Source organism: Ruegeria sp. AWH4_226, assembly GCF_056159225.1.
In genome coordinates this window covers 466667-488801 of record NZ_JBSWUU010000001.1, presented here as the reverse complement: position 1 = coordinate 488801, position 22135 = coordinate 466667, and the positions used below count along the sequence as shown (strand labels likewise).

At 58.6% G+C, this 22135-nt stretch carries 20 protein-coding genes; 9 read left to right on the top strand and 11 right to left on the bottom strand.

Going from position 1 to position 22135, the window contains the following annotated elements; genetic code table 11:
- Positions 1 to 58: 58 nt before the first annotated feature.
- The 7 genes from pufQ to ACXAET_RS02310 form a co-directional block, all read right to left on the bottom strand.
- A complete protein-coding gene (pufQ, locus tag ACXAET_RS02340; protein ID WP_475180529.1) occupies positions 59 to 286 on the bottom strand; it encodes a cytochrome PufQ in 228 nt (75 codons plus the stop codon).
- A complete protein-coding gene (bchZ, locus tag ACXAET_RS02335; protein WP_475180524.1) occupies positions 274 to 1767 on the bottom strand; it encodes a chlorophyllide a reductase subunit Z in 1494 nt (497 codons plus the stop codon). The genes pufQ and bchZ overlap by 13 nt, the downstream gene beginning before the upstream one ends.
- The gene (bchY, locus tag ACXAET_RS02330; protein ID WP_475180519.1) at positions 1767 to 3323 is read right to left on the bottom strand and encodes a chlorophyllide a reductase subunit Y; all 1557 of its coding nucleotides are present in this window, start codon (positions 3321 to 3323) and stop codon (positions 1767 to 1769) included. The genes bchZ and bchY overlap by 1 nt, the downstream gene beginning before the upstream one ends.
- Complete coding sequence (locus ACXAET_RS02325) at positions 3320 to 4321, bottom strand: chlorophyllide a reductase iron protein subunit X (protein WP_475180516.1); 1002 nt, start codon at positions 4319 to 4321, stop codon at positions 3320 to 3322. The genes bchY and ACXAET_RS02325 overlap by 4 nt, the downstream gene beginning before the upstream one ends.
- Positions 4318 to 5256: a chlorophyll synthesis pathway protein BchC gene (bchC, locus tag ACXAET_RS02320; RefSeq protein ID WP_475180512.1), complete on the bottom strand. Its 939-nt coding sequence runs from the start codon at positions 5254 to 5256 to the stop codon at positions 4318 to 4320. The genes ACXAET_RS02325 and bchC overlap by 4 nt, the downstream gene beginning before the upstream one ends.
- Before the next feature lie 89 nt (positions 5257 to 5345).
- A complete protein-coding gene (locus ACXAET_RS02315; RefSeq protein WP_475180509.1) occupies positions 5346 to 6506 on the bottom strand; it encodes a methyltransferase in 1161 nt (386 codons plus the stop codon).
- Positions 6507 to 6508: 2 nt separating this feature from the next.
- The gene (locus ACXAET_RS02310) at positions 6509 to 7378 is read right to left on the bottom strand and encodes a polyprenyl synthetase family protein (protein WP_475180505.1); all 870 of its coding nucleotides are present in this window, start codon (positions 7376 to 7378) and stop codon (positions 6509 to 6511) included.
- 77 nt (positions 7379 to 7455) lie between these two features.
- Between ACXAET_RS02310 and crtD the strand changes: the two genes are divergently transcribed.
- Both crtD and crtC read left to right on the top strand, forming a co-directional pair.
- Entirely contained in the window at positions 7456 to 9054 is a 1599-nt protein-coding gene (gene crtD, locus ACXAET_RS02305; RefSeq protein ID WP_475180502.1) for a 1-hydroxycarotenoid 3,4-desaturase CrtD, read from the top strand.
- Positions 9018 to 9887, top strand: coding sequence for a carotenoid 1,2-hydratase (gene crtC / locus ACXAET_RS02300; protein ID WP_475187046.1), 870 nt, complete (start codon positions 9018 to 9020; stop codon positions 9885 to 9887). The genes crtD and crtC overlap by 37 nt, the downstream gene beginning before the upstream one ends.
- Here crtC and tspO read toward each other — a convergent pair.
- The 3 genes from tspO to ACXAET_RS02285 are packed head-to-tail and all read right to left on the bottom strand — an operon-like array spanning position 9884 to position 12956.
- Entirely contained in the window at positions 9884 to 10366 is a 483-nt protein-coding gene (gene tspO / locus ACXAET_RS02295; protein WP_068334224.1) for a tryptophan-rich sensory protein TspO, read from the bottom strand. The genes crtC and tspO overlap by 4 nt on opposite strands.
- Entirely contained in the window at positions 10366 to 11409 is a 1044-nt protein-coding gene (gene crtB / locus ACXAET_RS02290; protein ID WP_475180500.1) for a 15-cis-phytoene synthase, read from the bottom strand. Before crtB ends, tspO begins: the two co-directional genes overlap by 1 nt.
- Positions 11406 to 12956, bottom strand: a complete 1551-nt coding sequence (locus ACXAET_RS02285) for a phytoene desaturase (RefSeq protein WP_475180498.1) — start codon at positions 12954 to 12956, stop codon at positions 11406 to 11408. Before ACXAET_RS02285 ends, crtB begins: the two co-directional genes overlap by 4 nt.
- A 102-nt stretch (positions 12957 to 13058) precedes the next feature.
- On the opposite strand from ACXAET_RS02285, the gene crtA reads away from it, so the two are divergent.
- Genes crtA through bchO form a run of 4 tightly spaced genes read left to right on the top strand, consistent with a single transcriptional unit; the run spans position 13059 to position 17274 of the window.
- Entirely contained in the window at positions 13059 to 13778 is a 720-nt protein-coding gene (crtA, locus tag ACXAET_RS02280) for a spheroidene monooxygenase (protein WP_475187043.1), read from the top strand.
- Positions 13775 to 14782: a magnesium chelatase ATPase subunit I gene (gene bchI, locus ACXAET_RS02275; RefSeq protein ID WP_475180495.1), complete on the top strand. Its 1008-nt coding sequence runs from the start codon at positions 13775 to 13777 to the stop codon at positions 14780 to 14782. Before crtA ends, bchI begins: the two co-directional genes overlap by 4 nt.
- A gap of 5 nt (positions 14783 to 14787) precedes the next feature.
- Positions 14788 to 16413: a VWA domain-containing protein gene (locus ACXAET_RS02270; RefSeq protein WP_475180494.1), complete on the top strand. Its 1626-nt coding sequence runs from the start codon at positions 14788 to 14790 to the stop codon at positions 16411 to 16413.
- 3 nt (positions 16414 to 16416) lie between these two features.
- The gene (gene bchO / locus ACXAET_RS02265; protein WP_475180492.1) at positions 16417 to 17274 is read left to right on the top strand and encodes an alpha/beta fold hydrolase BchO; all 858 of its coding nucleotides are present in this window, start codon (positions 16417 to 16419) and stop codon (positions 17272 to 17274) included.
- A gap of 238 nt (positions 17275 to 17512) precedes the next feature.
- On the opposite strand, the gene ACXAET_RS02260 is transcribed toward bchO, so the two are convergent.
- The gene (locus ACXAET_RS02260) at positions 17513 to 18280 is read right to left on the bottom strand and encodes a hypothetical protein (RefSeq protein WP_475180488.1); all 768 of its coding nucleotides are present in this window, start codon (positions 18278 to 18280) and stop codon (positions 17513 to 17515) included.
- Positions 18281 to 18569: 289 nt separating this feature from the next.
- Between ACXAET_RS02260 and ACXAET_RS02255 the strand changes: the two genes are divergently transcribed.
- The 3 genes from ACXAET_RS02255 (at position 18570) to ACXAET_RS02245 (ending at position 22089) form a co-directional block, all read left to right on the top strand.
- Positions 18570 to 20102 carry a phospholipase D family protein gene (locus tag ACXAET_RS02255; protein ID WP_475180485.1) on the top strand — a complete coding sequence of 511 codons (1533 nt, stop codon included), beginning with the start codon at positions 18570 to 18572 and terminating at the stop codon, positions 20100 to 20102.
- A 61-nt stretch (positions 20103 to 20163) separates the two neighbouring features.
- Positions 20164 to 20529 carry a cupin domain-containing protein gene (locus tag ACXAET_RS02250; protein ID WP_475180482.1) on the top strand — a complete coding sequence of 122 codons (366 nt, stop codon included), beginning with the start codon at positions 20164 to 20166 and terminating at the stop codon, positions 20527 to 20529.
- A gap of 168 nt (positions 20530 to 20697) precedes the next feature.
- Positions 20698 to 22089 (top strand): alpha/beta fold hydrolase, encoded by a 1392-nt coding sequence (locus ACXAET_RS02245; protein WP_475180478.1) that lies wholly within the window; start codon positions 20698 to 20700, stop codon positions 22087 to 22089.
- Positions 22090 to 22135 lie beyond the last annotated feature (46 nt).

Genomic DNA, 22135 nt, shown 5'->3' with positions numbered 1-22135 from the left:
CGCTTACCCAGCGGCTGGGCCCCGCCCCGCATGATGCGGGCCGGATCTCGGGTCGCCATCACCTGGAAAAGATGATCGGCGTGATCCTGTCGGCCTCGGACCAGGCTCGTGCCAATGGTCCACGCAGGTTCAGCGTGCGGCGGCGCAAGGCATGTCTGATCCATTCGATCACTGCGAAAGGGATCGAAATCAGGAACAGGATCGTAAAATACAAGATGAATTCGGGCGTGCGTTGGGACCGCTTTTTGCCCGGTTCGCTTTGAGAATTCAGGGTTACTGCTGGCACAGGTCACCTCCTTCGGTTGGATCGGTTTCGGAACGCGTCGGGTCCAGCGCCTGAACGGTGCTGACTAAGACCCGGGCATCCCCATTGGAAATCGCTGCCTTCTCGGCGGCATCGCGCAGAGATTTGGCGGCGGAAATTCGGGTGAGAACGGGATGGGATTCCAAGATGCGCTCCAGCGCGGCGCTGGCGTCCTCATCCCATGGGATTTCAGTGCGTTGCGTCGTCGGTGTGGCTGGCCCCGCATCCATTTCAGTGCCCAAAGGCAAAATGTGAAACAGCGCGTCAAACAGGCCATTGCACACCTCTTGCAGGACATAGGTTGCGCCCGCGTAACCCATGAAGGGCGTCCCGGTTGCCCGACGAATCGCGGCGCCCGGAAAGCTGGCCGGAATAAAGGCTGGTGACGGTCCGAACCCGCCTTTGTTTTCAGCCAGGTATATTTTCTCGTTGATACTGCCGAACACGACCAATGGCTTCTTCTGCGTGATCAGCGCCCGCACCTGATTGTTGTCGGTTTTGGTTCCGGCACAGCGCGCGACCGAGAAAGCGCAAGGCAGCCCCAGATCCTCTTCCAAAAACAGCCGCAGTCCACGTGCGTAAGTCTCATTCGCCACAACGCCAAAAGAGGCGGTGGCAAAGAAATCCTGCGTGACCGACCGCCACAGATCCCAGACGGGTTTGATGGTCGAGTGCTTTTCACGCTTGATGAAGGGTTCCGGGTCCAGTCCGGTCAATTCACCCAAGGTTCGCAGGAATTTGGTGGTCGAGTCGACGCCCACCGGCGCTTGCAAGTAGGGCTTGCCCAACAGCTCGGCCAGGCCTCGTCCGAATTCGCGATACATGACGATGTTGACGTCCGCATTCACGAGGTTGCGCATCTCGGCCAGATGGGCGCCCAAGGGCATGACCATGTTGACCTCGGCCCCGATGCCTTCGACCAAACGCCGAATTTCGGCCAGATCACTGGGCATGTTGAAGGTGCCGTACATGGGCCCAAGTATATTGATGCGCGGCCTTGCGCCTTCTTCACGCTTTTTCTCGGGCGGCATCCGACCCTTGGTCATTCCAAACTCGGTGAAAATCCAGGTCATCGCCCGGTCGGCCGCTTCCCATTGGTCTTCGTCGATCGTGCGCGGCAGAAAGCGTTGAATGTTGGTCCCTTGGGGCGTCACACCCCCGCCGATCATCTCTGCTATCGAGCCGGTAACAACCACCGCGGGCAGCGCCGGATCAAGCGTTCCCCATGCGCGTTTCATCGCCTCTTCGGTCCCGTCGCGGCCCAGTTCTTCTTCGCCTAACCCTGTGACAACGATGGGAAGTTCATGCGGCGGCAGCGCATCGGTGTAGTGTAGAACAGATGTGACAGGCAGGTTCTCGCACCCGACCGGGCCGTCGATCACAACCTGCAGGCCTTTGACAGCACAGAAGGCATAAACGGCCCCCCAGTATCCTCCGGCGCGGTCATGATCCTGAATCAGCATCAGATCATCTCCTGCGCTTTGGCGGCCTTGGCCTGCCGTTCCAGTTTCTTTTGGTTGATGGCGCGGAAATCGGGGCGGAGGTTTGGATCGCCCTCCCAGATTCCGGCGGCATCGTCGGTGCCGACTTCTTCAAAGAAGTCGCGCATCCGATCCATCCGGTCCTTATTGCCAATCGCTGCGGTGATCACTTGTGCCAGTGATCCTGCACCCGCTGGCCCCATCAGGGGACGAGCAGAGATCAGGTTGGTGAAATAGAGCGCCGGAATGCCCAGTTGCTTGGCCTTTTGCACCACTGGTGTCGTGCCGATGGCCAGATCGGGTCTGATCCCTTCCATCGCCGCGCAATCCTGCTCCAGCGAGGCGCGGAACTGGACCTTGACCCCGTGTGCCTGCAACCAATCCGCGTCCTGCGCCGACCATTTGCTTTTGGCACAGGCGGTTCCGACGTAGGGTACGGTTGCGCCGCTTTCGATCAGTAGACGGGCCACGAGCAATTCGCTGCCCTCGTAGCCTGAGACGGTCACCGTCCCCGAGATCGGCGCGGCGGCCAAGGCGCCTTTGATGGCGGGTAGGAAAGCGTTCTGCGCGGCGCTGATCTTTTCTGCAGCGATACCGAACACATCGCCAATGGTTGATAGCCAGGCGGCCGTACCATCAACTCCAACCGGTCCGCTGCCCAAGATGGGGCGGCCTGCGGCCTCGAATTCCCGAATAGCCGACGTATAGAAGGGATGGATCGCCGCCACCGCACCACAATCCAGCGCAGCATACAACTCGCGCCATTCGCGGCAAGGCACGACCGGCCCAGCAGCCAGACCCAGCGGAGCCAACATCTGTCCAATCATCACCGGATCGGCGGGGAACATCTCGCCCAACAAACTGACAGTAGGCCGGTCCTGCCGCGCACCGTCTGGCGCAGAGACCGGCCCCGCTTCGACCTCGGAGCGGGCATAGGCCAGCATTGCGCCAGCCAGAACATCCTTAGCCTCAGCATGGGTGGGGATGCCGAATCCGGGCACATCGATGCCCACAATCCGCACTCCGTTTATTTCCTTCGGCAACAAGCGCAGCGGAACGCCACTGGCGGTCGGCACACAAAGGTTGGTAACAACGATGGCGTCGAGTTTCTCGGGATCTGCCAGATCGTAAACAGCGGCGCGGATATCCTCGAACAGTTTGCCGGTAACCAGCGTTTCCGAGTCGAACGGAACATAGCCCACGGACCGCCGCGCGCCGTAGAAATGGCTGACAAAGGTCAGGCCATACACGCAGCAGGCTGAGCCGCTGAGCACCGTCGCCACCCGTTTCATCCGCAGCCCAACACGTAACGACCCGAAGGCCGGGCACATGCTTTGCGGTTTGTCATGGGGGCCTTGCGGGTAATCACGTGCGTATTGGTCCAGCAATTCGGACTGCCCCGCCATCCGCGCGGCGTCTTTCATCTCGGACCCAGAGTGACAGCCCAAGGCAGGCGGCTCTCCGCCCGTTTCTGCGCGGGGTTCGCCCTTAATCACCTGCGCCTCGGCGGACGCGTCATATGTCACTTCTTTGTTCATGCGTCGTCGTAAATCACTTCGAGAGATTTCTTGGGCACCGCGTTCTTGCCGCGCATGTCCTGATCCGTGGCCGGAACCAGCTCGATCCCTGCCCCGGTTTCCTTACCGTCAAACAGCGCCAGTAGACCGTCCTGATCCAGCGGCGCGGGCCGGACAGGCGGTGCATCGGCCACATTCAGACCAAGAGTCGCAAAAAGCGGGCCCCATTGACCGGAACCTGTTCCAACTATCTGATAATTTGCGGATTTCTTACGCAGGTCGTCATCCTGCGGGATCGACGCAAGAACCGGGATTTGCACCGCGTCGGCAAAAGCCTGCGCCTCACCCGTTCCATCGTCCTTGTTGACGACCAGACCGGCGACGCCGACATTACCGCCAAGTTTGCGGAAGTATTCCACCGCCGAGCAGACATTGTTCGCGACATACAGCGATTGCAGGTCGTTCGAGCCGACCAGGATTACCTTCTGCGCCATGTCCCGTGCGATTGGCAGGCCGAAGCCGCCGCAAACCACGTCACCCAGGAAATCCAGCAGAACAAAGTCGAAATCCCAATCATGGAACCCGAGCTTCTCCAGCAACTCGAACCCGTGGATGATCCCGCGACCTCCACAGCCGCGCCCGACCTCAGGGCCGCCAAGCTCCATCGCGTAGACACCGCCACGTTTGAAGCAAACATCGCCGATCTTCACCTCTTCCCCCGCCAGTTTCTTCTTGGTCGAGGTTTCGATGATCGTGGGGCAGGCTTTACCGCCAAACAGCAACGAGGTTGTGTCGGATTTCGGATCACACCCGATCAGCAGCACGCGTTTGCCCTGCTCGGCCATCATGTGGCTGAGATTTGCCAGCGTAAAACTTTTGCCAATGCCGCCTTTGCCATAAATGGCGATGATCTGGGTTTTCTTAGTCGCCTCGCTTGGCAAAACATCTGCCAAGTCCTCATGCGCTTCGGCTTTCAGCCGGGCGTCGAACTCTTTCAGGTTGGGGGCTTCGTCTTTCATGTGGTCTCCCAATCAAGAACAAGTTTCAAACAGTCGGGGTCTTCGAAGGCCGCGGCATAAGCTGTCTGTGCGTCTGATGCGGGCGCGGTATGGCTGATCAGATTGCTCAGGGACAAAGCCCCGCTTTCGACCAGCAATCGGGTGGCCTGCATATCCGCGGGCGTCCACTCAGCAGCGATCCGTATCCGGGCTTCTTTCATGAAGGCCGGCGGAAAAGCAAAGCTGAGGGGCTGCGTATAGAACCCGGCCAGAACAATCTCACCAGTGCGTTTCAAGCGGGAAACCAGCGTGTTCAGAATCGCGCTGTCGCCAGACGCGTCATAGATGCATCCATAGTCACGGCGCGGGTCGTCTTCAGGGGCGATCACCTGATACCCCTCGGCCCCGTCCCGGCGCGCGGGATCTGACTCCCATACAAGCGGTGCAGGCGCACCTGCGGCGATGGTTAAACGTGCCAGCAGGCGACCCACGACACCATGCCCGACAATGAGTTCAGGCACATGGTGACCCAATCCAGCCATCGAGTGTCGCGCGGTTGCGGCCAGGGCCAGAAGTGTCATCTCACGTTGACAGCCTGCATCAATGGGTGTGACGCGATCCACATTTGTTACGATCAGGCGCGATGACCCGCCGAACAATCCATATGCATCCTCGTAACAGGTCGCACCTGGCACAAACACCGCATCGCCGACGCCGAAACGGGTTTCTGATCCGGCCTCGACCACTTTGCCGACGGCCTCATAGCCCGGCACAAGAGGATATCCCATGCCAGGAAAAGGCGGCATCTCACCGGACCAAAACAATTTTTCCGTGCCGGTAGAAACGCCAGAGTGCCGCACCTCAACCACCAAATCCGAAGCGGATGGCGGGGTGAGTGTCACGGTATCAACAGACAGATGTCCGGGTCCATGCAGTATTACGGCCGAGGATTTCACGGTCTTCCTTCCTCTCGCCGGCTTTGGCTCATCAAAAGGGTGAGTCCATGGCGAGCTTTAATGTCAGTTTAACTTTACGCCACAATCTGTCAATTAAAACTGACACTTTTGGAAGATTCATTTGCATCCACAGGCTTTACGGCCGTGATGACCGAGGTGATGTAACTCCGCAGGGGGTTGGGATGCGCAACGTTTTCGAAGCCAGAAGCTGCAAGCATTTTCGATATCTGTTCAGCTGACCGGGTTTTGCCCGTACCCATCGCAAGGGTATAAATCGCGAAATAGACGTCGGTGATCGGATCAGGGCGAGCTCCGCCCGCCATGGGTTCCGAGATGATCAACCGCCCGCCAGGTGGCAATGCATCAAAAACCTTTGCCAAAAGCCTATGCACTGTTTCGTCATCGTGATCATAGAGGACACGGATAAGGCTAATGGCATCCGCGTCTGCGGGCAGAGGGTCCAGGGCGAAACTGCCGCTTGTGCACGTGATGCGATCGGACTGACCTACTCCCGCCAAATAGGATTGCGCGGCACTACGGGTCTGTGGCAGATCGAACAGAGTCAGCCGTGGTTCGGGGTATCTTTGTGCGACTTCCGCCAGAAAAGCACCGCTACCGCCACCAATATCCAATAGGTGCCGCACGTCCTTCAGACGAACCTGTCTGAGTGTATCCTCGGCCACCAGACGTTGACTGCGCGCCATCAACAGGGAATATTGTTCTGCCTGTTCTGCGCCGACCTCGGCTGCGTCCCCGACATAGGGCCAAAACCCGGATAGCTCGGTTTCCGATCCATTGCGCAGAAAACTCTCGGGGTTTTCCAAGTCGCGATACAAGGCCCGGTGATGAAGGATCATATCCGCCAGCCCGGGCACGCCCCGCAGCGCCGCTCCCTTTCGGGACAAGCCATAGCGATCACCGCGGTGAATCCGCAAAAACCCTAACGCAGTCCCGGCGCGCAGAAAAACCGCCAGCCTGTTCGCATTGACCCCAAGCCTATGGGCAAGCTGCCGTGCCGTCATCGGGCCATCCGCCAGATGATCGAAAATATCCAGCGCCACAAGAGCCATTAAAACCTGACTGGAAACAAACCCTTGAACAACCTCGAATATCTCTTGCCCATCCCGCCGCGCCATCCAACGTGTCACAGGCAGACGCATAGCCAGGGATTGCACGTCAGACCGCGCCAAAAGGCGTCCGAACCAAGTTCCCAGCGAAGGCCGCGTGACCGTGTCGGACGAGCGTGCCACCGTCAGGCTTTCGCAACCGCAGGTGCAACTGGGGTCAGCGCCTCGGCCTGCATACGAACAAGTTTGGCCAGCATCGCCTCGCCCGGGCAGGACGGGATCGAGGCAATTGCACCGCTCAGAATATCGTTCAGGCGCTGGATCGCGCCTTGAACTCCGAATTGATCCACCGCGCTTGGCCGACCGTGCAGATCGTCTTGCCCGGCGGGTTTTCCAAGAACCTTTTCGTCATAGAGAACGTCGCGCAAATCGTCGGCAACCTGATAAGCCTCACCGATACGCGCACCCAGTTCGTACCAGGGTTCTGCCTCGTGACCAGCGGCAACCGCGCCCATCTGAGTTGCCGCGATGAACAAGGCACCGGTTTTCGAACGGTGATAAGCGCCAAGGTCAATTGTGTCTTCGCTTTCCCAGCCCTGCCCGGCGCAAATCCCGTTGGGCATCCCGGTTCGCTTTGCCAATATCCCAAGCAAGTCAAGCGCCCGCTGCGGATCTTGCCCGGCGGCGCGCGTGAGTATCTCGAATGCCAAAATAATCAGGCTATCGCCTGTAAGGACGGCAAGGGGTTCAGAAAACGCACGGTGGACCGAAGGCTTGCCGCGCCGAAAGCCCGCGTCATCAAAACAAGGCAGATCATCGTGAACAAGACTGGCGCAGTGAATAATCTCTAACGCCGAAGCAGCGGCATCCGTAACCCGAGGGGCGTCATCGCCACAGGCCAGCGCGACGGACATCAGAATCGTTGGACGCACCCGCGCCCCACCCGGAAAGCAGGCATAGTCGAGCGCTGCCGCAAGCTGCGCTGGCGCAGGCTCTGCGCGTGCATCTGCGATATTCTGTGCAATGGCGCCGTTAATCCGCGTCTTCAGTTCCATGCGCTACCCTTTTCTGACGTGAATATGAAAAGTAAAATTGACACATATGTGTAAATTACACTGGACAGTATTGTGTCATGAGTCAACAATTCCGTATGAACCCGACACATCCTCAAGCGCGCCAAGCAGTTGTAATCGGTGCGGGCATTGGTGGCCTGTGCAGTGCCGCACGGCTGTGCGCTGCGGGGTTCGACGTCACGGTTCTTGAGCAACACGACAGCCCGGGCGGGAAGATCAGAACTCTGCCCTCGGACATTGGGCCAGTGGACGCAGGACCAACCGTTCTGACCCTGCGCCATATTTTCGACGATGTTTTCAGGGCTCTGAATGAGCGGTTGGACGACCATCTTGATCTGATCAAACTGCCCGTTATCGCGCGACATTTCTGGCCCGACGGGTCCGTATTGGACCTGCACGACAAACCAGAAACAAACCGCAAGGCCATCGCCGCGTTTTCCGGACACAAAGCACAAGCGGAGTTTCGTCAGTTCCAGAGGGATACCAAAGCTCTGTTCGTTGCATTGGATCAACCAATGATGGACACGCCTGAACCGACGCCGATCAGCCTTGGCGCTACGATCCTCAGACACCCCAAGTTGCTGCCGGCAATGGCCCCGCTACGCAGCCTGAGCAGCCAGCTTGCTCACCGGTTCAGCGACCGACGCCTTGCGCAGCTCTTCAGTCGGTACGCGACCTATGTCGGTGGGTTACCACATCAATCGCCCGCCCTGCTCAGTCTCATCTGGCAGGCCGAAGCTGCCGGGGTCTGGTGCGTTCAAGGGGGCATGCAAGCTCTGCCCAAGGCGCTGGAGGCGCTTTGCGCACGGCATGGGGTTCAGTTTCGATATAACAGCGCGGTTGCTTCGATTGAGTGCGACGACGGTCAGATCAACCGTATAGCGCTGGATGACGGAACTTTCATCCAGACGAACCTGGTCATCTTTAACGGCGACCCGCGTGCCCTTGCGGTTGGTGCGCTGGGGCGGGATGTTGCCACTGTTGCCCCCCAAACCCTGACCACCGACCGCAGCCTCTCGGCCGTGGTTTGGAGCTTTGATGCCGTTCCACATGGCCTGGATCTCTCTCATCACAATGTGTTCTTTACCAACCCGGACGGTCAGGAGTTTCACGAGCTACAGGCCGGACTTTTTCCGCGGGAACAGTCGATCTATATCTGCGCCCAGGATCGCGGCCCGCAATCGCGGCACGAACCCAGCACCCCCGAGCGGTTTGAGATCATCCTGAATGCCCCGCCCCTTCGACCCTTTCCCCAGCCCGAAATGGAGTTTCAGACATGTCAGACACGAACATTCGACGTGCTGCGCCGGTTCGGCCTGACCTTCGATCCGCAACCGGGGCCGACAGCTCTGACCCGGCCAGCAGAGTTCGAGCAACTGTTCCCCGAGAGTCTGGGATCGCTGTACGGGCAGAGCCCACATGGGCTCATGGCGGCGCTGAAGCGCCCTCGGGCACGAACGCCGATCAAGGGGCTGTATCTGGCGGGCGGCGGCACGCATCCGGGGGCGGGATTGCCGATGGCTGCGCTCTCCGCCCGGCACGCAGTCGAGACGATCTTGCAAGACCAAATTTCGCCATCGACGTCCCGCCAAACGGATATGCGTGGTGGTATGTCGACGGGATCAGCGAGGATCAGACACGGGCAATCTCGATCATAGCTTTCATCGGCTCGGTCTTTTCCCCGTGGTATCGGTGGTCCGGGCGGAAGGACCCGCAGAACCATGTCTGCATCAATGTAGCAACCTATGGTCCGGGCGGGCGTTTTACCATGACGGACCGGGGGCGATCGGCGCTACGGCAGGCGCGCGACTGCATCACTGTTGGCCCGTCGTCGATGCGATGGGACGGCCAGCACCTGATAATTGATATCAACGAGATGGGCGCGCCCCCATTGATCACTCCGGTGCGCGGGCGCGTCACATTAAGGCCAACGGGGCTGACCACAGTTGAAATGCCGCTGACCGAAGACGCCGCCCATATCTGGCGCCCGTTTGCCCCGACTGCGCACATAGATGTCGACCTTGCGGCGCGCGGCTGGAAGTGGAGCGGACATGGCTATTTCGACGCGAATTTCGGAACGCGGGCGCTGGAAGAGGATTTCAGTACATGGAGTTGGGGGCGTTTTCCGACCAAAGGTGGCAGCACCTGCTTTTATGACGCGGAACGACTGGATGGCAGCACGCTGAGTCGTGCTGTGTTTTTTGGTGAAGATGGCCAGCATGAAATCACCGCATTGCAACCCAAGACGCGCTTGAAACGCAGCTTATGGGCTGTGCGGCGCGAAACGCGGGCCGACACGGGTTATCGTCCCAAGCAGGTCATGAACATGCTCGACGCACCGTTTTACTCTCGTGCAATGGTACAAACCCAACTGGGTGGAGAAGAAACAACCGGCGTGTATGAGGCGCTGGATTTGCGCCGATTTCGGTCACCTTTGTTAAAACCCATGCTTGCGGTCCGGGTGCCGCGCCGCGCAAGCTGGCGATTTTAGGTTTCGATTTCGGGCGGGTTATTTGCGACCTCGGGATTCAACTGCAAAACAGACCAATTCAGCGCTGCGGCCACGCTAACCCACATCAGGTAGGGCACAAACAGGAGGCCCGCAAAAGTGTCGACAGACCATAACGCCACCATGGTCGCCGCGACAGAGACCCAAAGCGCGCTAAGCACCACCATCCCGGCGCGCAGACGTCGCAGCCCAAAGAACACCGGGGTCCAAAGCGTGTTGATCGCGATCTGAAGCCCCCACAGCGCCAGTGCGAGGCTCGCATCGCCCTGCACCGCTGCGCGCGCGCCCGCCCAGGACATACAGACATAAAGCGAGGTCCAGGCCACAGGAAACAGCCAGTCCGGCGGCGTCCAAGACGGCTTGTTCAGGTCACGATACCACTTTCCCGGGGGGAACATCCCCCCTGTGGCACCCGCGGCCATACATGCCGCAAAGAAAATTACGAAATACAGCGCGAACATCATTGCAGATGGGTCCGAACAGACGCCATCATACGCCGCCGCCGGGCGTGCTCCTGCGTCTGCAGTTGTGCGAAGGCGGTGTACAACGTATCGCTCCAATCCGTTTGCGCGTGGCGGTCCTGCGCGGCTGCATCGACCAAAAACGCGGTTTCAGGCAATGGCCGAGCGTAAAGCCGCGGCGAATGAGGTGCAACCGTGCTGAACGCCGTGCGCCACAGAGACCATGCCAACCAGCCGAGTTTTTGACCTTTCCCCGTCCGCGCACGGTGAGACACGCTTTCAAAGCCAGACCTTCGTATTTGGCCGCCAATTCCGGCATAAACAAACCGCGCCGCGTAGATACCGGGACGGCACTGCACAGGCAGTTCGGCAATTCCCGCCTCGGACCGTTGATACAAGTGTTGCGCGTGTCTGAGCAATCGCGACACGCAGATGCGTATGCCCGGTTCGGCACGCGGGGTCGCGATGAACGCCTCAGGATCGACACCCTCTTGCTGCAACCAGCTCAGCGGCAAGTAGAGCCGGTTTTCCCGCGCGTCTTCGCCTATGTCGCGGGCAATATTGGTCAACTGCATCGCCACGCCCAGATCGCAGGCACGCGCCAAGGCATCCGCGTTTCTCTCGCCCATCAGCACCGACATCATGACCCCGACCGCGCTGGCAACCCGGGCGGAATATGCGATCAGCTCGGGTAGATCGTCGTAACGCCGTTCCATCGCATCCCATGCCAGACCTTCCAACAAGGCTTCGGGCAAGGCGCGGGGCATGTCGAAATCCTCGACCAGTGATGCAAACGCCCGGTCTGGTGCAGCATTGCGTGGGCGACCGGCGTAAACCATCTCAAGCCGCTCTTTCAGCATCAGAACCGCGGCTGCTTTTTCGGTTTTCAGATCGACCTCGTCATCAGCCAGCCGACAAAAGGCATAGAGCGCCAACGCGGGATCACGAACCGAGCGCGGCAGAAGTCGGGACGCCGCGTGAAACGACAAGGACCCATGCCGGATCGCATCCCGGCAGAACTGCATGTCCTGCGGATCAATCATGGCGCCCTCACAGGATCGGGAACCAGTTTCGCCAGCACCTCGGCACTGCTGATCACGCCGGGAAGCCCAGCTCCGGGGTGCGTTCCAGCACCTACCAGGTAAAGCCCCTTGGCTTCTTCGCTCACGTTATGGGGGCGGAACCACGCGCTTTGCAGAATACGGGGTTCGATCGAGAACCCACAGCCCAAAGGTGAAAGATACCGGTCGCGGAACGTATCGGGCGTGAAGACTTCGGATGCGGTCAAATGCCGGTCCAACCCCGGCAACAGTTGATCCTCCAGCACGGATTGAACCCGCTGCCGGTAAGTTTCTGCGTGCTCGGCCCAATCAACCGGATCGTCATGCCCCAAATGCGGCACAGGGCTGAGGGCATAGAACGTATCATCGCCATCCGGCGCGGCGGTAGGATCAGTGACCGATGGTCGATGGACATAAAGGCTCATGTCGTCAGCCAAATGTCCTTGTTGGAAAATATCCCGGAGCAACCCGCGATAGCGCGGCCCGTTCAGGATTGTATGATGCCCCACATCCGGCCACAGATCGCGGGTACCCCGGGTGCCGAAGTACCAAACGAACAGGCCCATGGACCAACGTGTCCGCGTGAGCTTTACTTCCGTCCACCTTTTGCGCGGCGCATTGCGCAACAGCGTGGAATAGGTATGTCCCGGATCGGCGTTTGAAACGACAACGTCGGCCGATATGACCTCGGCATTCGAAAGCCGAACGCCCTTGGCCGTACCTTCCGACAGCAAAATCTCATCCACTTCAGCATTCTGGCGCACCAGCCCGCCCTGCTTGGCAATGACGTTGCGCATCGCCTCGGCAATTGCGGCGACACCTCCAATGGCGTAGTGGACGCCGAACGCCTTTTCCAGATGACTAACCAGAATATACATCGACGTCACCTGCGTAGGATCTCCGCCAATGAATAATGGGTGAAAGCTGAAGGCCATGCGCAAACGCGGGTCTTTGAACCGCCGTGATGCATGGGCATAGACTGAACGATCTGCGCGCATGCGGGCGAAGGTCGGCAAGACCTTGATTAGGTCACTTAACCGGTTCATCGGGCGACGGCCCAAATCCTCGAACCCAAAGAGATACCGCGCCTCGCTTTCCTTCAGGAACTTTCGCAAGCCCTTTACATCGTCCGGAGACAGCCTTGCGACCTCTGCCTCCATTGCGTCTGGGTCCTGGTGTGCCGCGAAACTTGATCCGTCCGGCCATCGGATTTCATAAAACGGGTCCAGCGCGATCAGTTCGACATCCTTGTCAAAATCCCGATTGCAGTCTGCCCAAAGATCCCGAAACACCTGGGGCACCGTTACGATGGTGGGCCCCAGATCAAACCGGTGGCCGTCGCGCCAAAGGGCCGAACCCCTCCCGCCGGGCATGTCCAGCCGGTCCAGAACGGTAACGCGATACCCTTTGGCCCCCAGCCGCATTGCCGCGGCCAAACCACCCAAACCGGCACCAATCACCACAGCGTGCGAGCGCGCATCCCCAACCGGGGTCGCATCATTCACCAACTGCGGATCTAGGCGGGTCATGCCTTAACGTTCCAATCTGTTCACTTAAATTGACACATTCATAGAAGAGTCTTCCGATTTTGACGCCGTTATGTCAATCTAAACTGACACTATGGAGGTTCGATCATTCAAGTCGCAACCCTGAGCCTGTTCCGTTTCGACGGCTTTGCCCGCCGTTTCAGCGCCTTTGCCATGATGGGGCTGGCGCGCTGGCCGCTGTCGCGCCTTTATGGGTTGGAGTTCTGGAAACTCTGCGGGTCCGGCACCGGCGAAGGATTTACTCCGCGCCCGAATACGGCAGTCTGGGCCATACTATGCGTCTGGTCGGACGAACAGAGCGCGCGAAACACGCTGCAGACCGCGCGCCCCTTTTCCTGGTATCGGGCAAATGCAAGCGAACACTGGACAGTCTATCTGCGCCCGACCTCATCGCGGGGCGCATGGTCGGGACGCAATCCGTTCCATGTAGAAGACCCCGACCCCACAGGCCCGCTGACCGCAGCACTGACGCGCGCGACGCTGAAACCCCGTATTCTTCTGCGGTTCTGGCGCCGAGTGCCTGACATCAGCCAGATGATCGGTGTTAACTCGGACGTTTTGATGAAAGTCGGCTTGGGGGAAGTTCCGTTTTTGCATCAAATCACATTCTCGATCTGGCCGGATACCAGATCGATGTCCGCCTTCGCTCGCAATCCCGGGCCCCATTCCGAGGCCGTCAAGGCGGTGCGCGAAGGCAATTGGTTCCGCGAAGAGCTCTACGCAAGGTTCGACGTGATAAATGAAACGGGCCACTGGGAAGGGAAGCACCCCGTGGTCTTGAAGGAGGGTCAGGACAACAGATGACGCACGCGTTTCCATTCTCCGCAATTGTTGGTCAGGATCAGATGAAGCTTGCCATGATCCTGACAGCGATTGATCCAAAACTGGGCGGTGTCCTTGTCTTTGGCGACAGGGGCACCGGCAAATCCACCGCTGTTCGCGCGTTGGCTGCGCTTTTGCCACCCATCTCAGCCGTCGAAGGTTGCCCGGTTCAGTCCGCAACTCGCGCGGATTGTCCGGACTGGGTTGAGCTGCCAGAAAACGCCGAAATTCATGAATACCCTACCCCGGTTGTCGATCTGCCACTGGGTGCGACAGAGGATCGGGTGACCGGCGCGCTGGATATCGAACGGGCCCTTGTGAACGGTGAAAAGGCATTTCAGCCCGGACTGCTTGCGCAGGCAAATCGGGGATATCTTTACATAGACGAAGTAAATCTGCTGGAAGATCACCTTGTTGACCTGTTGTTGGATGTCGCACAGACCGGCGAAAACGTGGTCGAGCGCGAGGGGCTTTCGATCCGCCATCCTGCCCGTTTCGTGCTGGTCGGGTCAGGCAACCCCGAGGAAGGCGAACTGCGTCCGCAATTGCTGGACCGATTCGGATTATCGGTCGAGGTGCGATCCCCCGACGATATCGATCAGCGGGTCGAGGTCGTGCAACGCCGCGACGCGTTCGAGATGCAGCCAGACAAGTTCCTGAAGAAATGGCACCGCGAGGATACCCGCGTCCGCAGCGCGATCCTTACAGCTCGCGACATTTTACCTGATATCAAGGTCCGCAAACGGGAACTGCGCGACTGTGCTGAACTGTGCATCGCGCTTGGCTCGGACGGTCTGCGCGGAGAGCTGACCTTGCTGCGCGCCTGCCGTGCACTGGCGGCTTACGAAGGCGCGGCCTCGGTCACGCGCCGCCATATCCGCCGCATCGCGCCGATTGCGTTAGCCCATCGGCTTCGCCGCGATCCGATGGATGAGGCCGGCTCGGTCTCCCGTGTTCGGCGTGCGCTGGATGAGGTTCTTGGATGACATCCATGCCCGACCCCTGGGCGCAAGTCTGGCAAACGCTGCGCCTGTTTGCCGTTGATCCGGCGGGACTGGGCGGGCTTGTCTTGCGGGCCCGTGCAGGTCCTGCGCGCGATATGTTTGTTGCAGCCATGCCGGACCTGGGCCTGCCAAAGCAGCGGCTGCACAGGTCTCTGTCCGATGCCGAACTTTTTGCCTCTATGGATTTTGCGGCAACCTTGTCCTGTGGTCGGCCAGTCTATCGCCCCGGTCTGCTGACCAAGCCATCCGCCTATCACCTGAGTATGGCCGAGCGCTGCCCTGCTGAACTGGCGGCAAAACTGGCTGCACAGCTTGATGCGGGACAATCCTGCCTGGTCGCCTTTGACGAAGGTGTAGACCCTGACGAGACGTTGCCCCTTGCTCTTTCAGACCGTGTGGCTTTTCGAATCGACCTGACCGATCGTCGCGTCACTGAGCCTCGGGATCTTGGCACTGACGACTTGATAGCAGCCCGCGCTGATTTGCCGATGGTCCAGACGTCGGCAGAGGACATCTCGACCCTGGTTCAGTTATCGACCCGGTTGGGCATCGCCAGCCTGCGCGCGCCATACTTTGCCCTTCGGGCCGCGCGGTGCAATGCGGTCCTTAACGGCAGGTCGTACCTGTCCATCGAAGATTTGGAAATCGCAGCGATGTTGGTGCTATCGCACCGCGCGACTTGCTTGCCGACGTCTGAGCCGGAGCCAGAGGAACAGGCGGCAGAACCGCCCGAGCCTTCGACGAACAGTAAAGGGACACCTGATCAGGACGTTCTGGTCGAGGCTGTTCGCATGGCCCTGCCGGATGGTATTCTGCCGAGCGCCCTTGCGCAGCGCACCGCGGCAACCGGAACCGGAGCGGGCGATTCACGGATCGCGCGGCAACGTGGCAGACCCATCGCCCCTCGCCGCCGCAGGCCTGACGGGCGCAGCCGCGTCGATCTGATCGCCACGCTGCGCATGGCGGCCCCGTGGCAAAAACTCCGCCGTGCAGCGCAAGGCCGGATCAGCGTCCTGCCAAGCGATATTTGCCTCAAACGGTTCGAAACACAGACCGAGCGACTACTGATATTCCTTGTCGATGCCTCGGGCTCTGCTGCGCGGACCCGCCTGAACGAGGCCAAGGGCGCGGTCGAGCATCTGTTGGCGCGGGCTTATTCGCATCGCGATCACGTCGCATTGATCGGGTTCCGGAATTCGTCAGCTGATGTTCTGCTTCCGCCCAACAGGTCCCTTGTTCTGGCCAAACGGCGACTTGCCGCCCTTCCCGGCGGCGGGGCGACACCACTGGCTGATGGGCTGCACTGCGCGGGACTTATGGCGGGCAGCGCCCTGAAGCGCGGCATGACACCGACCGTGATCCTTCTGACGGACGGGCGGGCGAATGTGGCGCTGGACGGCCAGCGCGACCGGAAAAAGGCAGCCGAGGACGCAGAGCTTACTGCCGATTGGCTACGCGCCTCCAAGGTTCGAAGTGTCGTTCTCGACACTGCCATACGCCCCCAGAAACCGCTGCAAAATCTTGCTCAGCGCTTGGGCGCGGATCATATCGCCCTACCCCGGTCCTCGGCTGCGGGTATGACGCAGGCCATTGAAACGGCCGTGAATACCTAGGCGATGGACTGGCAGCGCGACCTTCCGACCTGGCCTCATCACACATGGTCAAAGCGTGTGGTCTGCGCCCCGCATCGCTGGCACGTTCAGGAACACGGCGAAGGACCAACGCTGCTGTTCCTACACGGCGCGGGCGCGTCGACGCATAGCTGGAACGCGATGATGACCGATCTGGCCAAGGACCACCACGTGGTTGCGATCGATCTGCCGGGCCATGGCTTTACCGTCATGGGCGCCAACAATCGCAGCGGCCTTGAGACCATGGCCGAAGATATTGCCGCCTTATGTACGCAGGAAAACTGGCAGCCGATCAAAATCGTCGCGCACTCTGCCGGGGCGGCAATCGCTTTGCAGCTTTGTGAACAACACCTGACCACGCATGGCAAGCCGTCAATTCTGGCGATAAACCCGGCCTTCAGCGATTTTGATGGGCTGGCAGGCATTCTTTTTCCGATTATCGCAAAATCTTTGGCGGTGAACCCGCTGACGCCTTGGCTGTTTACACGTGGACCTGACGCGCTTGCGCGCGCCCAGCGCCTCATTGCTTCGACCGGATCAACAATCCCCGCCGAGCAACTGGCGCTTTATGCGCGTTTGTTGAAGAACCGCCGCCACGTTCAGGGAGCATTGTTCATGATGGCGCAATGGTCGTTGAGGGACTTCAAACACTGCATGTCGAATTCGGAGACAGCCATTGAAATTATTGTAGGCTTGAATGATCGGGCGGTTCCGCCGGAAACGACAGCCAATTTGCAAAAGACCATGCCGAATTCGAACCTGACCAAACTTGCCGACCTAGGGCACCTGGCCCACGAAGAAGCACCCGACCTTTTTGTGTCACGTGTTCGGTCAATGGGGTGATATCAAGCCTGTATAAACGAAGGCTCTAGCTGCCAAGGCGGTGGGATTGTAACTGTACTCAGCAGGTTGGTCGTCAGACGCCAGGTTTTCGGCAGCCTTCGCCTTGCTTCGATTTAAGACAATCGTAGCGGACACAGAACCCAAATCGTTGCTCATGCCGCGAGCGAAGTCTGCAACCCGCGCTGGTTTTCCAGTGAAAACCGTTCAACAACGCGACATCAACCGTCGGGCGTTCAATCTAAAACATCATGCAGTCTGCACCCGGTGAAAGCGGCGGCGCGCCGTCCGGCAATGTAGGCGTATAGTCAAACGTCACAATCTTCGCACCGCCGTCAAAGGCGACAAACAACTGGTTCGAGCCGGAACGAATTGCGATACCTTCGGGGTCGGTACCGAATTCCAGCAGGCTTGCTTGCGCAAGAAGCTGGCCCTCTGCCGTGAATTCATAAAGGCTGTTCGATCCTTCCCAGTCATCGACAATCAGCATATGTCCGGTGCGGGGATCAATCGCGATGCCCTGCGCCTCGGTCAGTGGCGGAGAAAGCTCCATCGTATTCAGCCGCGCCGCCAGCTTTCCATCGGCATCGAACCAAGACAGTCGCTCAGGGTCATCCTCGACGGTGACAATCTGGCCTTTGGCATTAATCGCAATGCCTTCGGTGTCTGCATAGCCACCCTCAAGCTCAAAGGGCGCTCCGAGCGGGGCTCCATCTTTCGTCACGCGCTGCAGACCACCGAAACCGTCCCCAAGCAACAGGTGATCCCCTTCAATCGCTATTGCCTTGATCCTGAACAAGTCACTTGTGATACGCCGCAGCTCTTCGCCTTGAAGCGTGACAAGAACGGCCTCGGGGCCCTCATTCGCAATCCACAATCCGCAAAAGGTTGCATCATAATCCAGGCTGGCCGGGTGGTTGAGCTGATACCGGCCAGTTTCACGAAGTTCCAATGCCGTGACCGGACCGGTCAGCGCAAAGATCGAAACAAAAAGGACCCTTGTGAACATTCCAGACGCTCCCACCGATCAACGCTAAAAGGTGGCCCGGGGCTCCACTGCGTCAACACGAAACTTGCCTGAATAGCGCGAAACGTAAAAATCTCGGTCTGCTCGCTACGCAAAAAAGCGGCACCGGGTTGCTTTCGTCGGGTCCAGTCACGACGAACATGCCACGGCGTTACCCGGTAAATCCGACCGACATCACACCCTCCTAGGAAAGAACCGCCAAGGGTAGAGAACAAACTTGCAAAATTACCCCCAGACGTTGTCATCTGGAAATGACAGTTGGAGGATATCGATGAAACCATGGACGAACGTGGTTTGCTTGTGTTGCACGCTGGTTCTTTTCGCTTGTGCCCCGAAAACGCGCACATATGAAAAGACAGTGACGGCCTCGGTTCCTGCTGGTTCGAACACTACTCTTGCGCGGGCAGCCAGACGGTTGGGCGATCCGAAAGACGGGCGCTCGGGCGTCCGACTAATAAATGACGGAGAGCAGGCGCTTGTCTCGCGGCTTTTGCTGGCCGCTGCGGCAGAGCAGACGATAGACGCGCAATACTACCTTTTGCACAACGACCCGACGGGCCATCTTTTTGCAGCCAGTCTTTTACAGGCTGCGGATCGGGGCGTGCGCGTGCGGTTGCTTGTCGATGACATGGACACGTCCAGCTATGACGCGATGACGGCCGCGCTGGATCATCACGAAAACATCGAAATCCGGCTATTTAACCCGTTCTGGCGTGATCAAAGCCTTGTCATCGCAGGTCTTACAGATTTCAAACGCATCAATCGAAGAATGCACAACAAATCGATGACTGCCGACAATACATTCACGATTGTTGGCGGGCGCAACATCGGGGCTGAGTATTTCCTTGCAAGGGAAGAAATGAACTATGCCGACCTTGATGTGCTGGCCGCAGGGCCGGTGGTGACGGATGTCTCAACAAGCTTTGACGCCTACTGGAACAGTGAATTTGCCGTTCCCGCCCGTGCCGTGATTGAAGACCCCAAAGAGTTCACCCTGAGCGATGCGCGCGATCGGCTGAACGCGCTTGTGGAAGATGCAAAAACAACCCCATACGGCGCGGCCCTCAGACGGTCGGCCGAGGAAAACTTTTCGCATGGCGCGCTGTCATTGGATTGGGTGCCCGCAAAACTGTACGCAGATCCGCCGTCCAAAGCCGCCGGCGTTGATGGGTCAGACCCTATTCTGGCCTCGCAGCTTCTTCCATATTTCGAGACCGCCGAAAACGAAGTGCACATCGTTTCAGCCTATTTCGTTCCGCGCAACAAAGGTGTGAAATGGATGACTGAACTAGAAAATCGCGGTGTCGACGTCAAGGTTGTCACGAACTCGCTGGCCTCTAACGACGTCGCTCCGGTTTATGCGCATTACGCCAAGAAACGCCGGGCGCTTTTGCGGGGCGGGGTTGAGCTTTACGAGTTGCGACCCGATGCGTATCAGATTCAAAAACGAGGTATCAATTGGGGTCAGTCCCGCTCTGGTCTTCATTCCAAGGCATTTGCCGTCGATGACCGCTATCTGTTTGTCGGATCGTTCAATTGGGACCCGCGTTCAGTCAACATAAACACTGAAATGGGCATACTGATCGACTCACCGACATTGACGGTTCAGACACTCGGCGCTTTGGACGAAGCACTGCCCGCTTACACTTATAAAGTGACACTTGAGAACGCAGGTCAGCTTAAGTGGCGGACGCAGAGCGAAGACGGCTCAATCCTAGAGTATGACTCTGAACCAACGGGCTCTGCTTGGGATCATTTAGTTGCGGGCTTATTAAGTATTCTTCCGATCGGTTCTCAACTGTAAGATCAGTCATCCGGTATAGAGCAAAACTTAACCACGCTGTCCGCCAGAAAGGAAATTGACCGTGAAGTACCTTAGACTCTACGCCGACGCTGACGGTGAAAGCCACTGGGACGACATTAACGTCGACGTTGAGGAACGCAGTTTTGCGCCACCCGCTCAGGCGATCGAGGTGTCGAAGCCAGAAAAGGTTGAGCAAACCATGTTTCTACGGCTGCGGTCAGGCTGGAACGAACCCATCCACCCAACACCTTTGGCGCAACGCTTGGTGTGCCTGGCGGGCACAATCCGCGTTACCGCGAGCGACGGAAATTACCGAGACATTGGCCCGGGCGACGTGTGGCACATGGAAGACAAGTTCGGAAAAGGCCATCATACCAAGGTCACCAGCGATGAAGACTTCGAGGCCATCATCATCCAATTCGAGTGACTTAAATCGCACCCAAGCCGATGCTTGAGCCTCAAAAGGCGCCCAGAACGCTCATCTTTTGATATCATTCTGACTGCCCGGCAATTTCCAGCTATACTGATTGACAGTACGTGTCGCGGACGAACACCAACCGACGGCAAACTGACGACTGACGCAGGGGGGACTGCCTTGGAACAACGCCTCTCGGCTGTTCTGGCCGCTGATATGGTCGGGTACACCCGCCTGATGGAACTGGACGAGATAGGGGTGCTATCGCGTCAAAAGAAATACCGGCGCGAGTTAATCGATCCGGAGATAAACCGCCGCCGGGGAAGCATCATCAAAACAACCGGAGACGGCATGCTGGCCACCTTCGAGTCGGTTAAAGAGGCGGTGCAATGCGCTGTTAAAATCCAACAGGCGATGAGCCTTAAGGAAACCGAACTGGAGGCCGATCAGAGAATACGGTTCCGGGTCGGTATTAATCTGGGCGACGTCATCTTTGACGATGGCGACATTTTTGGAGACGGAGTGAACGTCGCCGCGCGGCTGGAAGGTTTGGCAGAACCCGGTGGGGTATGCGTCTCGGACATCGTTCATCAGGCGGTACAGGATCGGGTCGACGCCCCCTTCCGCGACATGGGTGGTCAGCGTGTCAAAAACATCAGCCGCCCAATTAGGGCCTGGCATTGGTCACCTCAGTCAGGGCCGGTGCGTACAGCTCCTGACATTTCGCTGCAACAGCGCGTGAGGTTCTGCAGATCAGCAGATGGTACTAACCTTGCATGGGCATCCACCGGAGAAGGCACGCCTGTACTGAAAGCCCCTAACTGGCTTAACCATATCGAGTATGAGTGGACCAGCCCAGTCTGGGGGGACTTTCTTTCAGAAACGTCGCAAAAGTGCCAATTGGTTCGTTTTGATCAACGCGGCAACGGGCTTTCAGACTGGGATGTTGATGACATTTCAGAAGAAAGAATGATTGATGACATGGTGGCCGTGGCCGATGCTGCGGGCCTTGATCGTTTTGGTCTGCTTGGCATCAGCCAAGGCGCTGCTTTCTCGATTCGCTTTGCAGCAAGATACCCGGATCGTGTGAAATTCCTTGTCTTGCTGGGTGGCTACGTCCGGGGGCGCATGCTGCGAGGGGACGCAGAGGCTGAACAATTTTACGAAGCATCACGCGCCATGGTTTCGGCGGGATGGGGATCACCCAGCCCATTGTACCGTCACTTTTTTACATCTTGCTACATGCCTGACGCCACACCGGAAGAAGGCGCAAGCTTTGATGAAATGCAACGTATCTCGGCAAGTCCGGAAACGGCTTTGCGGATTATGGAGATGAACGCCTATGTAGATGCCTGTACGGACGCGCAAAGCCTGCAAGCCCCGACACTGGTCCTGCATGTAAAAGGCGATTTGGCCGCTCCTATAAGTGAAGGGCGGGCAACGGCCCGAGAAATCCCAACCGCAGCATTTGTTGAGCTACCGGGCGCAAACCACTGCATGATACGCGGCCATCAGGGGTTTGATGAGTTCTTTCAGGAAATCGGTCCTTTTCTTAGAGAACACTCTGACTAAGGCATTTATCGCCAGGACCCGACGCGGATAGCCCATCGTTTCTACC